Raw genomic sequence first — 17865 nt, forward strand, 5'->3', positions numbered from 1 at the left:
GAGGGGGAAGTTAATGTTCCCAACGTGGACTCCGAATACATTAGCGCAAACCAACTCCGTTATTACTAAATTGTAGTTGCAATAACGGGGCGGACCATACATTTTTATTATCCGTTACTCAGAAAGAGTGAAGAAGAATAATTGGCTAAAATTTAATCATTAAGATTTTAATGCCTTAGCGAAGTCAGGGTCTTACAGCCCTTGTTGTAGCTGCATAAAGGCTGTACAATTCGCGCCCTTATTCTTGTTTCAGTCATTGAGAGGCAACATGACCACTGAAAAAATCAATCTACTCGACTTTGATCGCAAGGGCATGCGTCAATTTTTCGCGGATGAGCTAGGCGAAAAAGCGTTCCGTGCTGATCAGGTTATGAAGTGGATCTACCATTTCGGTGTTGATGACTTCGACAACATGACGAACATCAACAAGAAGCTACGTGAAAAACTGCAGCACAAGTGTGAAATCAAAGCACCTACCGTGGCAGAAGCTCAGCACTCTTCAGACGGCACAATCAAGTGGGCGATGAAGGTAGGTGACCAAGACGTAGAAACGGTTTACATCCCAGAAGATGACCGAGCAACCTTATGTGTGTCTTCTCAGGTAGGTTGCGCGTTGGAATGTAAGTTCTGTTCAACAGCACAACAGGGCTTCAACCGTAACCTAAAAGTATCTGAAATCATTGGTCAGGTATGGCGTGCAGCACGTGAAATCGGTTTGCAGAAAGAAACAGGCCGTCGTCCAATCACTAACGTAGTGATGATGGGCATGGGTGAGCCACTTCTTAACATGAAGAACCTAATCCCAGCACTAGAAATCATGCTTGATGATCTGGGTTTCGGTCTTTCTAAACGTCGTGTAACCGTATCAACTTCAGGTGTGGTTTCTGGTCTTGATCAGATGACGGGCAAAATCGACGTCGCATTGGCGATTTCTCTACACGCGCCAAACGACGAACTACGTAGCCAAATCATGCCAATCAACGACCGTTGGGATATCCAAGACTTCCTAGCGTCTGTTCGTCGTTACATTTCGTCTTCAAATGCGAACCGCGGTAAAGTAACCGTTGAGTACGTACTGCTTGATCATGTGAACGATGACATGGACCACGCACGTGAATTGGCTGAATTGATGAAAGATACCCCATGTAAGATCAACCTGATTCCGTTTAACCCGTACCCAGGTTCTCCTTACAAGAAGCCAAGTAACTCGCGCATTGACCGTTTCCAGAAAACGCTAATGCAATACGAGCACACAGTAACGGTTCGTAAAACGCGCGGTGATGATATCGATGCAGCATGTGGTCAGTTGGTTGGTGATGTTATTGACCGCACAAAACGTACCGCAGCTTTAAAAGCAGCACGTGGTGCAGAAACCATCGACGTAAAAGCGGTGTAATTCGCAAAGAATAGAAAAATAGCCAGAGCCTTTTGCTCTGGCTATTTTGTTTTTCGAAGGTGGAATGTAATCTGACACTGACAATCGTATCGGCGATTATTTCGCGTTACTGTGTCAATTTTTGGACAAAAGCTTGAGCTATCTGTTAATTTGAGAGCAAAGAGTTTTTGTCTTCGTTAAACATTCGCTTATCATGGTAAGTGAAATAAAACTACGACACTGACGATTCTCAGTATTTTTCCAATACGCTTTGCTGAACCATTGCAAAACGAGCATTCTTACTCTGACTACTGAGAATTTCTAAAAGATTATTTTGGTTAACGCGTTTAGGCTAGCTATCTTTAAGTAAGGCTTAATTAGAACAAAAACGAAAATAAATAACTGCGTTAGCCACCAAACAGATTAAATACCGCCATTATGACAGAACACGAAAATACGAATGAAGTGCCACTTTCGATGGAAGCGGGCACGTTACTTAAAAACAAACGCGAATCTCTAGGCATGACTCAGAAGCACGTTGCTGATCGCCTTAGACTTCGCGTTTCTGTTATTGAAGACATTGAAAACAATCGATTTGAAGAGCAACAGGTAACAACGTTTACACGTGGTTATTTGCGTTCGTATGCCAAGCTTGTTGGCCTTGATGAAAAGATTGTTTTGGCAGCTTTAGAGCAGACATCTGAAGTGCATGTTAAGCCACAAGAGACAGAGATGCAGAGTTTCTCTCGTAAAACCAAACACGAGAAACACAACAGCCGCATCATGTTGCTCACTTGGGCGATTGCTATCGTGATCACCGGTATTTCGGGGGCATGGTGGTGGCAGAACCAACAAGAAAACAGCCTTGCGCAGTTAAGTACAGAAACTGCTGAAACAGAGCAAGTTGCTGATGATGCAGACATCGATCAAATGAGTGCCGATGAGCTTATTGCCAGCACTCCTGCTGAGATTGCGCCAGTATCGGCTGCGCTAACCGTGGTTTCTGAGGCTGATACGGCGATGAGTGCGGCGGGTGATGTGACTGAGCCAGTCGTTGCTGCAGTAGCGGCAGAAGTGACAGAAGAAGCCGCTCAAGAACCTGTCGCGGTGATTGAAGATGCGCAAGAGGCAGAAGAACCAGCAGCCCCAGTTGTGCCAGAAGGCATGACACTGCTAACTATGAAATTCAAAGCGGATTGCTGGATTCAAGTCAAAGACGCGAATGGCAAAACGTTAGTAAGCGGTACTCGGAAACCGGGCCAAGACGTAGAACTTGCCGGAAAAGCACCGTTTAAAGTGATATTAGGCGCACCTGAAGGCGTCACAATGACATTTGCAAGTGAACCTGTCGACCTTTCTGGGTATACTTCAGGCAAAGTAGCTAGATTCACTTTACCGTTATAAATATTATGCAACACGAATCTCCAATTATTCGTCGTAAATCGACGCGTATTTATGTGGGTGATGTGCCAATTGGTGATGGTGCACCAATTGCAGTACAGTCAATGACAAACACTCGCACGACTGATGTGGAAGCCACAGTCGCACAAATCCGAGCATTAGAAAAAGTGGGTGCAGACATTGTACGTGTTTCTGTTCCTACTATGGATGCTGCGGAAGCCTTTAAGCTCATCAAACAGCAAGTGTCTGTGCCGTTAGTTGCGGACATTCACTTTGACTACCGTATTGCCTTGAAAGTGGCCGAGTACGGTGTTGATTGTTTGCGTATCAACCCAGGCAATATCGGTAACGAAGAGCGTATTCGCTCTGTTGTTGATTGTGCCCGTGACAAAAACATCCCTATCCGTATCGGTGTAAACGGCGGTTCTTTGGAAAAAGATCTGCAGATGAAATACGGTGAGCCAACGCCAGAGGCATTGGTCGAGTCGGCGATGCGTCACGTGGATCATCTAGACCGTCTTAACTTTGACCAGTTCAAAGTCAGTGTGAAAGCGTCAGATGTGTTCCTAGCGGTGGATTCATACCGTCTATTGGCCAAACAGATTGACCAACCTTTGCACCTTGGTATCACCGAGGCGGGTGGTGCTCGTGCTGGTGCAGTGAAATCATCGGTTGGTCTTGGTATGCTTTTGGCTGAGGGCATCGGTGATACGCTGCGTATCTCGTTGGCGGCAGATCCGGTAGAAGAGATCAAAGTTGGCTTTGATATTCTTAAGTCTCTGCGTATTCGCTCACGAGGTATCAACTTTATTGCTTGTCCAAGCTGTTCACGTCAGGAATTCGACGTGATTAATACAGTGAACGCACTGGAAGAGCGCCTAGAAGACATCATCACACCTATGGATGTGTCTATCATCGGCTGTGTCGTAAACGGCCCTGGTGAAGCTGAGGTTTCACACCTAGGCCTAGCTGGCAGCAACAAGAAGAGCGCATTCTACGAAGACGGCAAACGTCAGAAAGAGCGTTTCGACAACGATGATCTAGTGAACCAGCTAGAAGCGAAAATCCGTGCGAAAGCGTCTGTATTAGACCAAGCTAACCGCATCGATATCAAACAAGAAGATTAATCTCATAGCTTGAGCACGCTAAGTGTGCTCGAGTTACTAAGCGACGGTAATAATTGTGGCAAAGAAAATCCAAGCAATCCGAGGCATGAACGACTGCCTTCCAACTCAGTCTCCGCTGTGGCAGAAACTTGAAAACGCAGTAAAAAGTACTGTGAGCGCATACGGCTACAACGAAGTGCGCATGCCAATCGTTGAAGAAACAAACCTATTCAGCCGCGCGGTTGGTGAAGAGACAGATGTCGTTTCAAAAGAAATGTACACCTTTGATGATCGTAACGGAGACAGCCTAACACTTCGCCCTGAAGGTACGGCGGGTTGTGTACGTGCATGTATTCAAAACAGCCTGATTAACCGCGACGAACAACGTCTATGGTACATGGGCCCAATGTTCCGCCACGAGCGTCCGCAGAAAGGTCGTTACCGTCAATTCCACCAGTGTGGTGTTGAGGTGTTCGGTCTAAATGGTCCAGATGTTGATGCTGAGCTTATCATGATGACAGCACGTCTATGGCGTGAGTTGGGTATCAATGAGCATGTTCGTCTTGAGCTTAACTCTATCGGTTCTCAAGAAGACCGCGCAGACTACCGCACGGCACTGGTTGCATTCCTTGAGCAACATATCGATGTGCTAGACGAAGATTGTAAGCGTCGCATGCACACGAACCCACTGCGAGTTCTAGATACGAAGAACCCGGACGTTCAGGCTATTTTAGGTGATGCACCTCGTCTTTCTGAGTACTTAGGTGAAGAATCTAAAGCACACTTCGCAGGTCTATGTGAACTTTTAGACGCTGCAGGTATCGAATACACAGTTAACGAGCGTCTAGTTCGTGGTCTGGATTACTACAACCGCACGGTATTTGAGTGGATCACTGAGAGCCTAGGTGCTCAAGGCACAGTATGTGGCGGTGGTCGTTACGATGGTCTTGTAGAGCAATTAGGCGGCAGTGCAACACCAGCTGTTGGCTTTGCTATGGGTCTAGAGCGTCTTGTACTGATGCTAGAAACACTAGAGCTAACAGACGTTCGTCGCAGTGTAGATGTTTACGTTGTGACAGCAGGCGAAGGCACAATGATGGTGGGTATGAAGCTAGCAGAACAGCTTCGTGAAGCAATCCCAGGCGTTCGCGTGATGAGCCACTTCGGTGGTGGTAACTTCAAGAAACAGTTTAAGCGCGCAGATAAAGTGGGTGCTGTAGTAGCATTGGTTCTGGGCGAAAATGAAGTTGCAGAAAACACCGTAGTACTAAAAGACTTGGTGGGTGGTGAGCAAGAGACTTACAACCAAGCAGAAGTTGCTGAGAAGATCGCAGCACTGATTTAAGTCTTTTAATAAGCTAAAGATTAAATCCTAATTCGTAATAGTAAGGCTCCCAAGATAGGAGCCTTTCGACGAAATAGGAACAATGGCAGCCTCGCTGTCATTTACATGTTTTAAGAGGACAGGAAGTGGAACTTTACGATACTGAAGAACAACAAGTTGAAGCCATTAAAGACTGGTGGAAGGAAAACGGCAAAGCCGTCATCATCGGTGCGGTTGTTGGTTTAGGTGGTCTATTTGGCTGGCGTTACTACCAGGATTCTGTGATTCAGGCGAGTGAAGCAGCTTCTCAAAGCTACACAACAGTAATGAACGCTCTGCAAACCAAAGGTGCAGACGCACAAGCGGACATTCAAGCGTTCATCGACTCAAACGAAGTTAAAGAGTACTCAGTACTTGCAGCACTTCAACTAGCGAAAGTACAAGTGGATGCGAAAGATCTTTCTGCTGCACTTGAGCAACTGAAATGGGCTCAAAGCAACACCAAAGATGCCGCGCTATCTCCACTTATCAGCTACCGTATTGCGCGCATTGAAGCTGAAATGGGTAACTTTGACGCAGCAAACGCTGAGTTAGGCAAAGTGACTGATGCAGCATGGACTGGTCGTATTGCTGAGCTGCGTGGTGATATCGCTCTTCGTCAAGGTGACAAAGAAGCAGCATACGCAGCGTACACTGAAGCTCAACAAGCTGCAGACGCTAGCCCAACGCTACAAATGAAATTGGACGACTTGGCGAAATAAGGACCGCATTGGATGAAAAGAGTCTTTAAGAAAGCCTTGTTAGGGGCATTAACAGTGGGAATCCTAGCTGGTTGTGCTGGCGAGGAAGATACCATTGTCATGGCTCCACTACCTCAGGTAGACAGCGAGTTTACGCCAAGCGCGAAATGGTCGACGTCGATTGGTGATGGCGTAGGGCACTATTTCTCAAAACTGTCGCCTGTTGTGGCAAATGACACTTTGTTTGTTGCAAGCCGTGATGGTCTAGTTAAAGCGCTGGATCCAGAAAACGGTAAGCAAAAATGGCAAATTGACCTAGAAGAAGATGTGATTGCGCGTCTTTCTGGTGGCATCACTGCCGCTTACGGTAACCTGTACATCGGTTCTGAAAATGGTGAAGTTATTGCGCTTAGCCAAGAAACTGGTGAAATCATTTGGCGTATCGAAGTTGGTGGTGAAGTTCTAGCTCGACCGGTTGCGGATTCGGGCATGATCATCGTAAACACGAGCCGTGGCACGTTGATTGCGTTAGATGAAAGCACGGGTGAACAACGCTGGGCACTGAGTACCGAAGTACCAAACCTAACGCTACGTGGCGATAGCACGCCAACGGCGATCGGTGGTGGTGTATTCTGGGGTACGGCAAACGGCCGACTGGCGGCAGCGATTGTTGAACGTGGTCAGCTTATTTGGCAACAACCAGTAGGTACACCAAAAGGTGCAACGGAAATCGATCGTCTGGTAGACGTAGATTCTTCACCGGTTGTTCTAGGTGGCACTCTTTTCACCATCGGTTATAACGGTCAGCTTATTGCTATCGACTTACGCAGCGCAAACCCAATTTGGAAGCGCAACTACTCATCGGCGAACGATATCGCGACAGATGGTAGCCGTATTTTCGTGATCACTGAGAAAGATCATGTAGTGGCAGTCGATGCTCGCAGCGGTACTGAGCTTTGGGAAAACAGCAAGCTGGAATACCGTCAGCTTACTGCTCCAGTTATCGTTGATAACTACCTAGTGGTGGGTGATACATTGGGTTACCTACACTGGATCGATCGCTCAACGGGCGAATTCGTTGCACAACAATATGTCGATGACAGTGGTTTTGCTGTTGGTCCGACGTTATTGTCTGATGGTTACGTGATTACAACTCGCAATGGCGATGTAAAGAAACTAACCATTAACGAATAATATCGTGATATAATTCACATTCGGCTCCTGGCTGGTAACAGTTAGGAGCCGTTTTGTTGTTTGAAATTATTATTTATTAACCGTTATTCCTGACGTGGTTATAGGTAAAAAGCTGGTTTGATTTGGCATCGAGCAAGTCGTTACCTATAACTACAGAAGAAAGATTATTGTAGAGGTTGTTATGGTACCTGTTGTTGCTCTAGTAGGGCGTCCGAACGTAGGTAAATCTACACTATTTAACCGATTGACACGCACACGTGACGCGTTGGTTGCGGACTTCCCTGGCCTAACGCGAGACCGTAAATATGGCCAAGCTCGCCTTGGTGAAGAACACGAATTTATCGTTATCGATACCGGTGGTATTGATGGCACAGAAGAAGGCGTAGAAACGAAGATGGCAGAACAATCGCTCGCTGCGATTGATGAAGCTGACGTAGTACTATTCCTTGTTGATGGTCGCGCTGGCTTAACGCCATCGGATGAAGCGATTGCTGCGCACCTGCGCAAAATCGAAAAGCCAGCAATGCTGGTAGTAAACAAGATCGATGGTATTGATGCCGATGCAGCTTGTGCCGACTTCTGGCAACTTGGTGTTGACGATATGTACCAAATTGCTGCAGCACACGGCCGTGGTGTGACGGCATTGCTAGAACGCGCATTAGCGCCATTCTTTGATGATCTGCTGGCAAGTGAATCTGAAGAAGGTGAGATTGAAGATCTGACTGAGTTCGAAGATGAAGAGCTAGCGGTTGAAGATTACACCGAAGAAGACGCAGAAGCAGAGTTCAAACGTCTGCAAGACCAGCCAATCAAACTGGCGATCATTGGTCGTCCAAACGTTGGTAAATCAACACTGACAAACCGTATTCTTGGTGAAGAGCGTGTTGTGGTATATGACATGCCAGGCACTACGCGTGACTCAATCTACATTCCAATGGAACGTGATGGTCGTGAGTACGTATTGATCGATACTGCTGGTGTACGTCGCCGTGGTCGTATCAACGAAACAGTAGAGAAATTCTCAGTTGTTAAAACACTGAAAGCCGTAGAAGACGCAAACGTAGTTCTATTGGTTATCGACGCACGTGAAAACATTTCTGATCAAGACCTGAGTCTACTTGGCTTCGCATTGAATGCTGGTCGTTCAATCGTACTAGCAGTGAACAAGTGGGATGGTCTAGATAACGAAGTGAAAGAGAACGTGAAGAAAGAACTCGACCGCCGTTTAGGTTTCGTTGACTTCGCTCGCATTCACTTTATCTCTGCGCTTCACGGTACAGGTGTTGGTCACTTGTTCGAATCGATTCAAGAAGCGTACAAGTCGGCAACGACACGTGTTGGTACCTCTGTTCTGACTCGTATCATGAAGATGGCAACAGACGATCACCAACCACCAATGGTTCGTGGCCGCCGTATTAAGCTGAAGTATGCGCACGCGGGTGGTTACAACCCACCAATCGTGGTTGTTCACGGTAACATGGTTCGCGATCTACCAGATTCGTACAAGCGCTACTTGATGAACTACTTCCGTAAGTCTCTGGAAATCATGGGTACACCAATCCGTATTAACTTCCAGAACAGCGACAACCCGTACGAGAACCGTACAAACAAGCTAACGCTATCTCAAGAGCGTAAGCGCAAGCGTATGATGTCTGCAGTGAAGAACCGCAACAAGTAATCGCCTAAGATTTTATGAATACCCAAGTTTCGACTTGGGTATTTTTTTATCAGCAGAATTTTGTTCTAAGCAATGTATTAAAGTATGAAGACCATGACCATCACAGCTACCAAGACGCGCTTCTGTCATCAAACTTGGCGACTGGAAGCGCCAGTGCAACTTGTTCACTCTACAGAAGAAGTGACTTATGTACTTACAGAAATCACACCTTTCCATCCTGTCAGCCACATTTGGCCTGATCATCCAGCAGACAAAGGTACGCTCACTATCAAGGGCATAAGCTATGAAGTAGCGGATTGCCAAGTTGGAGCGGTAGAGCTTGCAAGTGGAGAATTGCATGTCGGTACAGCAATTCCTGTAAAACGCGATACGGAAGGATGGGCGTTTGTGGTGGTGCACGTATTGTCACGAACTGATGCTATTAAGGTTGGTGATACTGCATTATTGGAAGTCGACAAAGAGTACCAGTTGTCGTTAAGCCGTGGACATAGCGCAGGGCACATTGCATACCTTGCGCTCAATAAGGTGCTAGCGCAAAACTATTGGCGTAAAGACGCTGACCGCAAAGACCCACACGGTAATTACGATTTCAATAGCTACGCCCAAGAGACCAGCTTTGTTACCCCGGATAAATGTCTGGATACCTATCGTTTAGGCAAAACTCTTCGTAAAAGAGGGCTAAACAGTGCAGATATGCTGTCTGACTTGAAAAGCATCGAACAACAGGTGAATGTTCTGTTGGAAGATTGGCTAAAAAGAGACATGGCGATCACCATCGATTGTCATGGTGAGCACCTTACCGATTCACGTTACTGGCAGTGTGATTTAGGTGAAGGTGAAATCGCGGTCATCCCTTGTGGGGGAACGCATGCGAGCCATTTAAGTGACTTTGGTTCTATCCAAGTAACACTGGTGGAAATAGACCCACAGACAATTGAAATGCACACTGATGTAATACGCTAAATTTAGATTCTGATCTTTTTATTAAATCCTGTTTTGTTTGGTTTTAAATTGAACTTGTAGTTTTTAGTTCTGTTTTAAATTGAAGGACAGAATATGTAACTTATGCTTTCGGTATGTGGTTATATAAATATTCTTTTAGGGGGTGATCGCTGATCAAAAGGGAAATATCCGAAGATCAGCATACGATCTTTTATAGTGTCGCGTTCGTATATTGTGATTTAGTTACCTGTGCCATATTTATAGATTTATTATATTGCAGGCTAACAAACATAATAACGATGTGAATACACCACAATGGACAAAGATAGACTGTTAGATGCTCACCGAGCAGTCAATCGTCTTTTAGGTAAGCTTGCTCTGGGAATGGAACGCGATAGTCTCAATCATGAAGTTATCAAGTTAAGTGAACGCCTATTTGGGAAGAGGCAAGCTTCCATTTTACGATTGCACCCCGATACCAACACATTGCATTTGGAATTTGCCCCGCATTTACCTGATTTCTACAATCAAGCGATTGAAGGGGTTGCGATTGGGCCGCAAATCGGTTCATGCGGCGCTGCCGCGTTTTTGAAGCAAACCGTCGTTGTCAGCGATATCGATCACCATGTTAACTGGGCACCTTTCCTTGAACTGACTCAGCAGGCTCAACTCCGGGCTTGTTGGTCTGTTCCGATCATTGCTTCGGATGGCTATGTGTTGGGGACATTCGCTGTATACAGCAATACGCCTTCTGAGCCGCATCCCTATGAGCTCGAAGTGCTCGAAATGTTGGCTGCTTTGTATGCGGTAGCATTAGAGAAGTATCGTTTAGAAGAACAACTGCATTTTCATGCCAGTCGAGATCCACTCACGCACTGTTTCAATCGACGAGCGTTATTGACGGAAGTTGACCGAAAAATTAACGGTAAATGTGGTCGCAATGCTGTGGTTGGATGTTTCTTTGTTGATATTGATGAGTTTAAGTACATCAATGATCGTTTTGGTCATGAGACAGGTGACCAAGTCTTGGTGCTAGTGGCTGAGTACTTGAAGCAGGCGTTTCGCTCATGTTCCGTAATAGGGCGGTATGGTGGCGATGAGTTTGTTGGTTTCTGCTGTTTCCCAAACCAGCATACTTATCAATCTTTTGTCGAGCGCTTAGAAGATGAGCTTAACCAAGTGTGTCAACTTGAAGAGTATAAAGTAAAAGCCAGTATTGGTGCTGCTTGCAGTACTGCCAGTGAGCGAGCAGTATTACAGCAGCTTATTCAACAAGCCGATGTTGCTATGTATCAGAACAAACGCGCCAAACGAGCGTGATTAAGATCAAGGCACTAAGCTGGCTTATGATTAGACTGTAAGTCAATGAATTGCGTTTTTTTAGGGGTAACCATGCAACCGAATATTTGCCCAACATGCGACATCGAATTGGAATGGACAGGGCAATACCATTGCAATAAGTGTGAGTCGGATTATAAGAAGGTGGGATTTTGTCCAGATTGCGACGCTGAATTGGAGAAACTACAGGCTTGTGGTGCAGCAAACTACTTTTGCAACAGTTGTAATGAACTCAAATCGAAATCACGAGTTCGATTTGAGTTTCAAAAAATCAGTTAACGGTAGAGCGAAGCTCACCATCAGATAAGCGGGTGACCAATACGTCGCCCGTTTTTACATCTTTCGCCTGGGTAACAACCTGACCTTGCTCAGTTTGAGTAATCGAGTAACCACGTTTTAGCGTTGCCAGTGGGCTTACCGTATCTAACTTCTCCGCTGCAATTGCCAGTTGATGGCGCATGGTCAGTAACTTACGGTCCATCGCATCCAGCAATTTTTGCTCGACTCGATCAAGCTTCGATTTCTGCTCTGCCAAGCGTTTTACAGGTGAGTTCAGTTGTAGGCGATGATGCTTACGCTCCACCGCTTGTTGGCGTGTCGTGATAAATCGTTGCATTGCGCGTTGCAGGCGCATCTCCAACTCATCAAGTTGTTGCGTCTGACGCTGTAATTGATAGCTTGGATGCTGGCGCTCTAAACGGTGCATCAGTTGAGCCGATTGCTGCTTTTGTTGCGCTAGGTAGTAACGCATTGCACTGGCTAGCTTATGTTGGCGAGTCACCAAAGCTTGATCTTTGTGGCTGTTATCGCGGCTTACCAATTCAGCCGCCGCTGATGGCGTCGGCGCTCGCATGTCCGCAACAAAGTCAGCAATTGTCACATCAACCTCATGACCAACGGCACTGATGATCGGAATTTGGCTTGCAGCAATAGTGCGAGCAAGGATTTCGTTGTTAAAGCACCAAAGGTCTTCTAACGAACCGCCACCACGACCAACAATCAATACATCACATTCGTCACGACTGTTTGCACGGCCGATTGCCTGCGCAATTTGAATCGCGGCTTCTTCACCTTGCACCATGGTTGGGTAAACCACCACGGGTAGGGAAGGATCACGACGTTTCAATACGTCTAAGATGTCGTACAGTGCTGCACCGGTTTTTGAGGTGATCACACCAACGCGTTTTGGGTGCTCAGGTAAAGGCTGCTTATTAGTTTGAGCAAACAAACCTTCTGCTGCCAGTTTCATCTTAAGGGCTTCGAACTCTTGCTGCAGACGACCATCGCCTTCTGGCTGCATGCTTTCAATAATCAATTGATAGTCACCACGCGGCTCATACAGAGACAGACGTGCTTTAACTAGAACTTGATTACCGTTAGCAGGTTTGAAAGTGACGCGACGATTGTTACCACGGAACATGGCACATTTAACTTGAGCGCGAGAATCTTTAAGAGTGAGGTACCAGTGACCAGAGACGGGAGCTGAGAAGTTGGATATCTCTCCGACAAGCCAGACGATCCCCATTTCGTTTTCGAGCAGCAGACGCACTTCGGCATTGAGACGAGAAACAGTGAAGATGTTTTGATTGGTCTGGGAGAGCACAGCTAATTCCGTAGACGTGAGTATGGAAATTAGCGGCAATATAATACATATCAAGGGGGTAATTGCAAGAAAAAAATTAAAAAATTTGTGGTCAAGCGATTGCGTTAACCGTATAATCCCTCCGCAATATCTAATCCAAATGTAGCCAACAACCTAAAACTGGTTACCCTCATTATGCGAAACGATGAGATTGGATTGTCTTTTTACTCCTCTAATTGTGAGATATTGCAAATGCTAAGAATTGCCAAAGAAGCGCTGACATTCGATGACGTACTACTCGTGCCAGCTCACTCCACTGTTCTCCCAAACACAGCTGATCTTCGCACTCAGTTGACCAAGAACATCACCCTAAACATCCCAATGATTTCAGCGTCTATGGACACTGTTACTGAAGCTCGTCTAGCTATCGCGCTAGCGCAAGAGGGTGGCATTGGCTTTATCCACAAAAACATGTCTATTGAGCAGCAAGCTGCTGAAGTTCGTAAAGTTAAGAAGTTTGAAGCTGGCGTTGTTTCTGACCCAGTAACGGTAAACCCTGAAGCGACAATCGCTGACGTGGTAGCGCTAACTGAAAAACACGGCTTCGCTGGTTTCCCTGTAATCACAGAGAACAACGAGCTTGTAGGCATTATCACTGGTCGTGATGTGCGCTTTGTTACTGACCTTTCTAAGAAAGTGTCTTCAGTAATGACAGTAAAAGAAAACCTTGCAGCAGTAAAAGAAGGTGCAACTCGTGAAGAAGTGCAAGAGAAGATGCACGAAGCACGCGTTGAGAAAGTATTGGTTGTGAACGATGAGTTCCAACTAACCGGTATGATCACTGCGAAAGACTTCCACAAAGCAGAGCGTAAACCAAACGCATGTAAAGATGAGCGCGGTCGTCTTCGTGTTGGCGCAGCCGTTGGTGCAGGTGCTGGTAACGAAGAGCGTGTTGCTGCTCTAGTTGAAGCGGGCGTTGACGTTCTACTTATCGACTCTTCACACGGTCACTCTGAAGGTGTACTAAACCGTATCCGCGAAACTCGCGCTGCTTACCCAGATCTAGACATCATCGGCGGTAACGTTGCGACAGGTGCTGGTGCTAAAGCACTTATCGAAGCGGGTGTTAGTGCAGTGAAAGTGGGTATCGGCCCTGGTTCAATCTGTACAACTCGTATCGTAACGGGCGTTGGTGTTCCTCAAGTAACAGCAATCGCAGACGCAGCAGAAGTGGCGAACTCATTCGGCATTCCAGTTATCGCTGACGGCGGTATCCGTTTCTCTGGTGATATCTGTAAAGCAATCGTAGCAGGCGCATCTTGTGTGATGGTTGGTTCAATGTTCGCAGGTACAGAAGAAGCACCGGGTGAAGTGATTCTTTACAACGGTCGTTCTTACAAGTCTTACCGTGGTATGGGTTCTCTTGGCGCGATGTCTCAAGGTTCATCTGACCGTTACTTCCAGTCTGACAATGCTGCAGACAAGCTAGTACCAGAAGGTATCGAAGGTCGTATTGCATACAAAGGTCGTCTAAAAGAAATCGTACATCAACAAATGGGTGGTCTACGTTCAAGCATGGGTCTTACTGGCTCTGCAACGATTGAAGATATGCGTACTAAAGCTGAATTTGTTCGTATCTCAGGTGCGGGCATGGCTGAATCACACGTACACGACGTTCAAATCACTAAGGAAGCGCCAAACTACCGTCGCGGTTAATTTTTACTGTTGTAAAAATAAAACCTATATACCCGACGTAAACGTTTGCTTTTTTCCTTGAAGCATTAATAAGAGGCGAGTACACTCGCCTCCGTTTTAATAACCTAGCTTATAAGACTGCTCAAAATGACTAAAAATATTCATGACCAACGTATTCTGATCTTGGACTTCGGTTCTCAGTACACTCAGCTAGTAGCGCGCCGTGTACGTGAAATCGGTGTTTACTGTGAACTGTGGAGCTGGGACGTTGAAGAAGCGGATATTCGTGAATTCAATCCAGACGGTATCATCCTATCTGGTGGTCCAGAAAGCGTAACGGAAGATAACTCTCCACGCGCTCCTCAATATGTATTTGACTCTGGTGTGCCAGTTCTAGGTGTATGTTACGGCATGCAAACTATGGCTGAGCAGCTAGGTGGTAAAGTAGCAGGTTCTACTGAACGTGAATTCGGCTACGCACAAGTTAAAGTTTCTGGTGAATCTGCACTGTTTAAAGATCTTGAGCTAACTCAAGACGTGTGGATGAGCCACGGTGACAAGGTAGTAGAAATTCCTGCTGACTTCGTGAAAGTCGGTGAGACAGACACATGTCCGTACGCAGCAATGGCGAACGAAGAGAAGAAGTACTACGGCGTACAGTTCCACCCAGAAGTAACGCACACGAAAGGCGGCCTACAAATGCTAGAGAACTTCGTTCTTGGCGTATGTGGCTGTGAGCGTCTGTGGACTTCTGAATCTATCATCGAAGACGCGGTTGCTCGTATTAAAGAGCAAGTAGGTGACGACGAAGTTATCCTAGGTCTATCTGGTGGTGTTGATTCATCGGTAGTTGCGATGCTGGTTCACCGTGCAATCGGCGACAAGCTAACGTGTGTATTCGTAGATAACGGTCTTCTTCGTTTAAACGAAGGTCAGCAAGTAATGGATATGTTCGGCGACCAATTTGGTTTGAACATCATCAAAGTTGACGCTGAAGAACGTTTCCTAAAAGCACTTGAAGGCAAGTCGGATCCAGAAGAGAAGCGTAAGACAATCGGTCACGTATTCGTAGACGTATTTGATGAAGAGTCTAAGAAGCTGAAAAATGCGAAATGGCTAGCTCAAGGTACGATTTACCCAGACGTTATCGAATCTGCTGCATCTAAGACTGGTAAAGCGCACGTGATCAAATCACACCACAATGTGGGCGGTCTTCCAGATGACATGGAAATGGGTCTTGTTGAGCCACTACGTGAGCTGTTCAAAGATGAAGTTCGTAAGATCGGTCTAGAGCTTGGTCTTCCGTACAACATGCTTTACCGCCACCCATTCCCGGGGCCTGGTCTAGGTGTTCGTGTTCTTGGTGAAATCAAGAAAGAGTACTGTGACTTGCTACGCCGTGCAGACGCTATCTTCATTGAAGAACTACACGCAGCAGACCTATACAACAAAGTATCTCAAGCGTTCACGGTATTCCTACCAGTTCGCTCTGTAGGTGTAATGGGCGATGGTCGTAAGTACGATTGGGTTGTTTCTCTACGTGCGGTAGAAACTATCGACTTTATGACTGCGCATTGGGCACACCTACCATATGACTTCCTAGGTAAGGTTTCTAACCGTATCATCAACGAAGTTGACGGTATTTCTCGCGTGGTTTACGACATCTCTGGTAAGCCACCAGCGACAATCGAATGGGAATAATTTCCTGTTAGATATACCAAATTGAAAACCAGCCTTCGGGCTGGTTTTTTTATGCCTGAAAAGTGTGAACGCAGATCTCAACTTTTTTATTAGCAGATATATACATGTGTAATTATTGAATGTATATTCATTTTTAGTGTTTAAATATTAAAGTTGGTATTGCTATGGAACAGGCAGAAGTTACCTCCCTCATCCCCATCATTATTACGTTAGTTCTTGCGCTAACCACAAGAAACGTTGTCGTCGGTCTTTTTGCCGGCGTTGTTAGCGGTGTGGCTATGTTAGAAGGCACATTCGTTGACAAAGGTCCGCTCGATTCGTTTAACGCGCTGATGAAAAGTTACCTGTTGCCGCAACTGACTGACAGTTACAACGCGGGCGTCATCCTTCTTTTGGTTTTCATTGGTGGCTTTGTTGCTCTAATGGAGAAATCTGGCGGTGGCGTGGCGTTCGCTAAAAAGGTCACACAGTGGGTTGCCAGTAAATGCCAAGCACAGCTTTCTGCTTGGTTTGGCGGCGTTGTTATTTTCTTTTCAGACCTTGGTACGCCGTTGATTGTCGGCCCTGTTTTTCGTCCTCTTTTTGATAAACTGAAAGTCTCTCGCCAGAAGCTTGCCTTTATCATCGATTCCACTTCTTCACCTGTTGCTATCCTAATTCCTTTCATCGGTTGGGGTGTTTACATTATGGGACTGATTCAGAAAGAGTTCGCAGCACTAGGCGTGGGTATCAGTGATTGGGATGCCTTTATTGGCGCGATTCCTTATCAGTTTTATGCCTTTTTAGCGATCGCGATTGTGCCGATTGTCTCTTTCTTCAAACTGGATTTTGGTCCGATGGCGAAAGCCGAGCAGCTTGCCGAGCAAGGTTCTGATTTTGGAAAAGTGCAAGATTCATTAAATGTGTTTGAGCATAAAAATGCAAAAACAAGTTTTGTTTGGGCACCGCTGATCGTCATGCTAGTTGTGCTTTGTTCAATATTGGTTCCTCACGGTTTTCCATTTCAGAAAGTGGCAGGCTCCACCTTCCGTGCTGCATTGTCGTCGGCGTATTTCTTTGCTGCAATTACCCTAATTAGTTTGATGGCGTTTTATGGCGTGAGAAAGCTCTCTGATGGCATTCAGGTTTACCTAAAAGGGATGTCGAACATGATGTCTGTTGCTGTGATTTTGGTGCTGGCTTGGGCATTAAGCTCCGTAGGTAAAGAGCTGGGCGCTGCGGCCTACATTGCAGAGCAAGCACAAGCTGGCTTCCCATACTGGCTATTGCCTGCCGTGGCGTTTTTATTGGCGGGTATTATCTCTTTTGCCACAGGGTCGTCGTGGGGGACTTTTGCCATCATGATGCCATTGGTCATACCAACCGCAGTCGCGATTGATGCGCCATTGCTGGTGTGTATCGGTGCGGTGTTATCTGGTGGTTTATTTGGTGATCATTGTTCGCCAATTTCGGAAACTACCATTTTGTCTTCGACTGGTGCGGGTTGTGAGCAGTATGAGCACTTTAGAACCCAGTTGCCTTATGCGGTACTCAACGGCGCTATCGCCCTGACAAGCTTCCTTGTTGCAGGGGTAATGGCTTCTCCTTTGATTGTGCTGGTGGCAATAGTGGCGCAGTTTGCCATTTATTTGGTGCTCTCTAAGCAGCAATCTTCACTCATGTCAGAGCAAGTAATAGCAGAGCAATAGCAATAAATGAGAGCGGGGGATTATCCCCCGTTTTCTTTTGAGTCGAGGTAACAGTTTTTGTGATACTCGCTGTGTAACAGTATTTATTTATGAAATTTGCG

At 46.2% G+C, this 17865-nt stretch carries 14 protein-coding genes; 13 read left to right on the forward strand and 1 reads right to left on the reverse strand.

Going from position 1 to position 17865, the window contains the following annotated elements; all coding sequences use genetic code 11:
• Nucleotides 1-268: 268 nt before the first annotated feature.
• The 10 genes from GXP65_RS18420 (at nt 269) to GXP65_RS18465 (ending at nt 11377) form a co-directional block, all read left to right on the forward strand.
• Nucleotides 269-1396 (forward strand): bifunctional tRNA (adenosine(37)-C2)-methyltransferase TrmG/ribosomal RNA large subunit methyltransferase RlmN, encoded by a 1128-nt coding sequence (locus GXP65_RS18420; RefSeq protein ID WP_162093445.1) that lies wholly within the window; start codon nt 269-271, stop codon nt 1394-1396.
• Nucleotides 1397-1813: 417 nt separating this feature from the next.
• On the forward strand, nt 1814-2779 hold the full coding sequence (gene rodZ, locus GXP65_RS18425) for a cytoskeleton protein RodZ (RefSeq protein ID WP_162093446.1): 966 nt from the start codon (nt 1814-1816) through the stop codon (nt 2777-2779).
• A gap of 5 nt (nt 2780-2784) precedes the next feature.
• Entirely contained in the window at nt 2785-3903 is a 1119-nt protein-coding gene (ispG, locus tag GXP65_RS18430) for a flavodoxin-dependent (E)-4-hydroxy-3-methylbut-2-enyl-diphosphate synthase (protein ID WP_005424674.1), read from the forward strand.
• A 55-nt stretch (nt 3904-3958) separates the two neighbouring features.
• Nucleotides 3959-5227, forward strand: a complete 1269-nt coding sequence (gene hisS / locus GXP65_RS18435) for a histidine--tRNA ligase (RefSeq protein WP_005424690.1) — start codon at nt 3959-3961, stop codon at nt 5225-5227.
• A gap of 125 nt (nt 5228-5352) precedes the next feature.
• Entirely contained in the window at nt 5353-5967 is a 615-nt protein-coding gene (locus GXP65_RS18440; RefSeq protein WP_005424701.1) for a YfgM family protein, read from the forward strand.
• 12 nt (nt 5968-5979) lie between these two features.
• Nucleotides 5980-7140, forward strand: coding sequence for an outer membrane protein assembly factor BamB (bamB, locus tag GXP65_RS18445; RefSeq protein WP_005424650.1), 1161 nt, complete (start codon nt 5980-5982; stop codon nt 7138-7140).
• 181 nt (nt 7141-7321) lie between these two features.
• Nucleotides 7322-8818 carry a ribosome biogenesis GTPase Der gene (gene der / locus GXP65_RS18450; protein WP_038890727.1) on the forward strand — a complete coding sequence of 499 codons (1497 nt, stop codon included), beginning with the start codon at nt 7322-7324 and terminating at the stop codon, nt 8816-8818.
• Between the two features lie 93 nt (nt 8819-8911).
• On the forward strand, nt 8912-9781 hold the full coding sequence (locus tag GXP65_RS18455; RefSeq protein ID WP_047482233.1) for a metal-dependent hydrolase: 870 nt from the start codon (nt 8912-8914) through the stop codon (nt 9779-9781).
• 294 nt (nt 9782-10075) lie between these two features.
• Nucleotides 10076-11080, forward strand: coding sequence for a sensor domain-containing diguanylate cyclase (locus tag GXP65_RS18460; RefSeq protein ID WP_079402550.1), 1005 nt, complete (start codon nt 10076-10078; stop codon nt 11078-11080).
• A gap of 72 nt (nt 11081-11152) precedes the next feature.
• Nucleotides 11153-11377 carry a zinc ribbon domain-containing protein gene (locus GXP65_RS18465; protein WP_010446190.1) on the forward strand — a complete coding sequence of 75 codons (225 nt, stop codon included), beginning with the start codon at nt 11153-11155 and terminating at the stop codon, nt 11375-11377.
• Here GXP65_RS18465 and xseA read toward each other — a convergent pair.
• Nucleotides 11370-12701, reverse strand: coding sequence for an exodeoxyribonuclease VII large subunit (xseA, locus tag GXP65_RS18470; RefSeq protein ID WP_045397159.1), 1332 nt, complete (start codon nt 12699-12701; stop codon nt 11370-11372). The genes GXP65_RS18465 and xseA overlap by 8 nt on opposite strands.
• A gap of 231 nt (nt 12702-12932) precedes the next feature.
• Between xseA and guaB the strand changes: the two genes are divergently transcribed.
• The 3 genes from guaB to GXP65_RS18485 all read left to right on the forward strand — a co-directional run bounded on the left by guaB (nt 12933) and on the right by GXP65_RS18485 (nt 17764).
• Entirely contained in the window at nt 12933-14396 is a 1464-nt protein-coding gene (guaB, locus tag GXP65_RS18475; RefSeq protein ID WP_162093447.1) for an IMP dehydrogenase, read from the forward strand.
• A gap of 126 nt (nt 14397-14522) precedes the next feature.
• A complete protein-coding gene (gene guaA, locus GXP65_RS18480) occupies nt 14523-16076 on the forward strand; it encodes a glutamine-hydrolyzing GMP synthase (protein ID WP_005447693.1) in 1554 nt (517 codons plus the stop codon).
• A gap of 164 nt (nt 16077-16240) precedes the next feature.
• Nucleotides 16241-17764 (forward strand): Na+/H+ antiporter NhaC family protein, encoded by a 1524-nt coding sequence (locus GXP65_RS18485; RefSeq protein ID WP_162093448.1) that lies wholly within the window; start codon nt 16241-16243, stop codon nt 17762-17764.
• Nucleotides 17765-17865 lie beyond the last annotated feature (101 nt).

Source organism: Vibrio sp. LB10LO1 (genome assembly GCF_010092875.1).
Taxonomy (GTDB): domain Bacteria; phylum Pseudomonadota; class Gammaproteobacteria; order Enterobacterales; family Vibrionaceae; genus Vibrio; species Vibrio campbellii.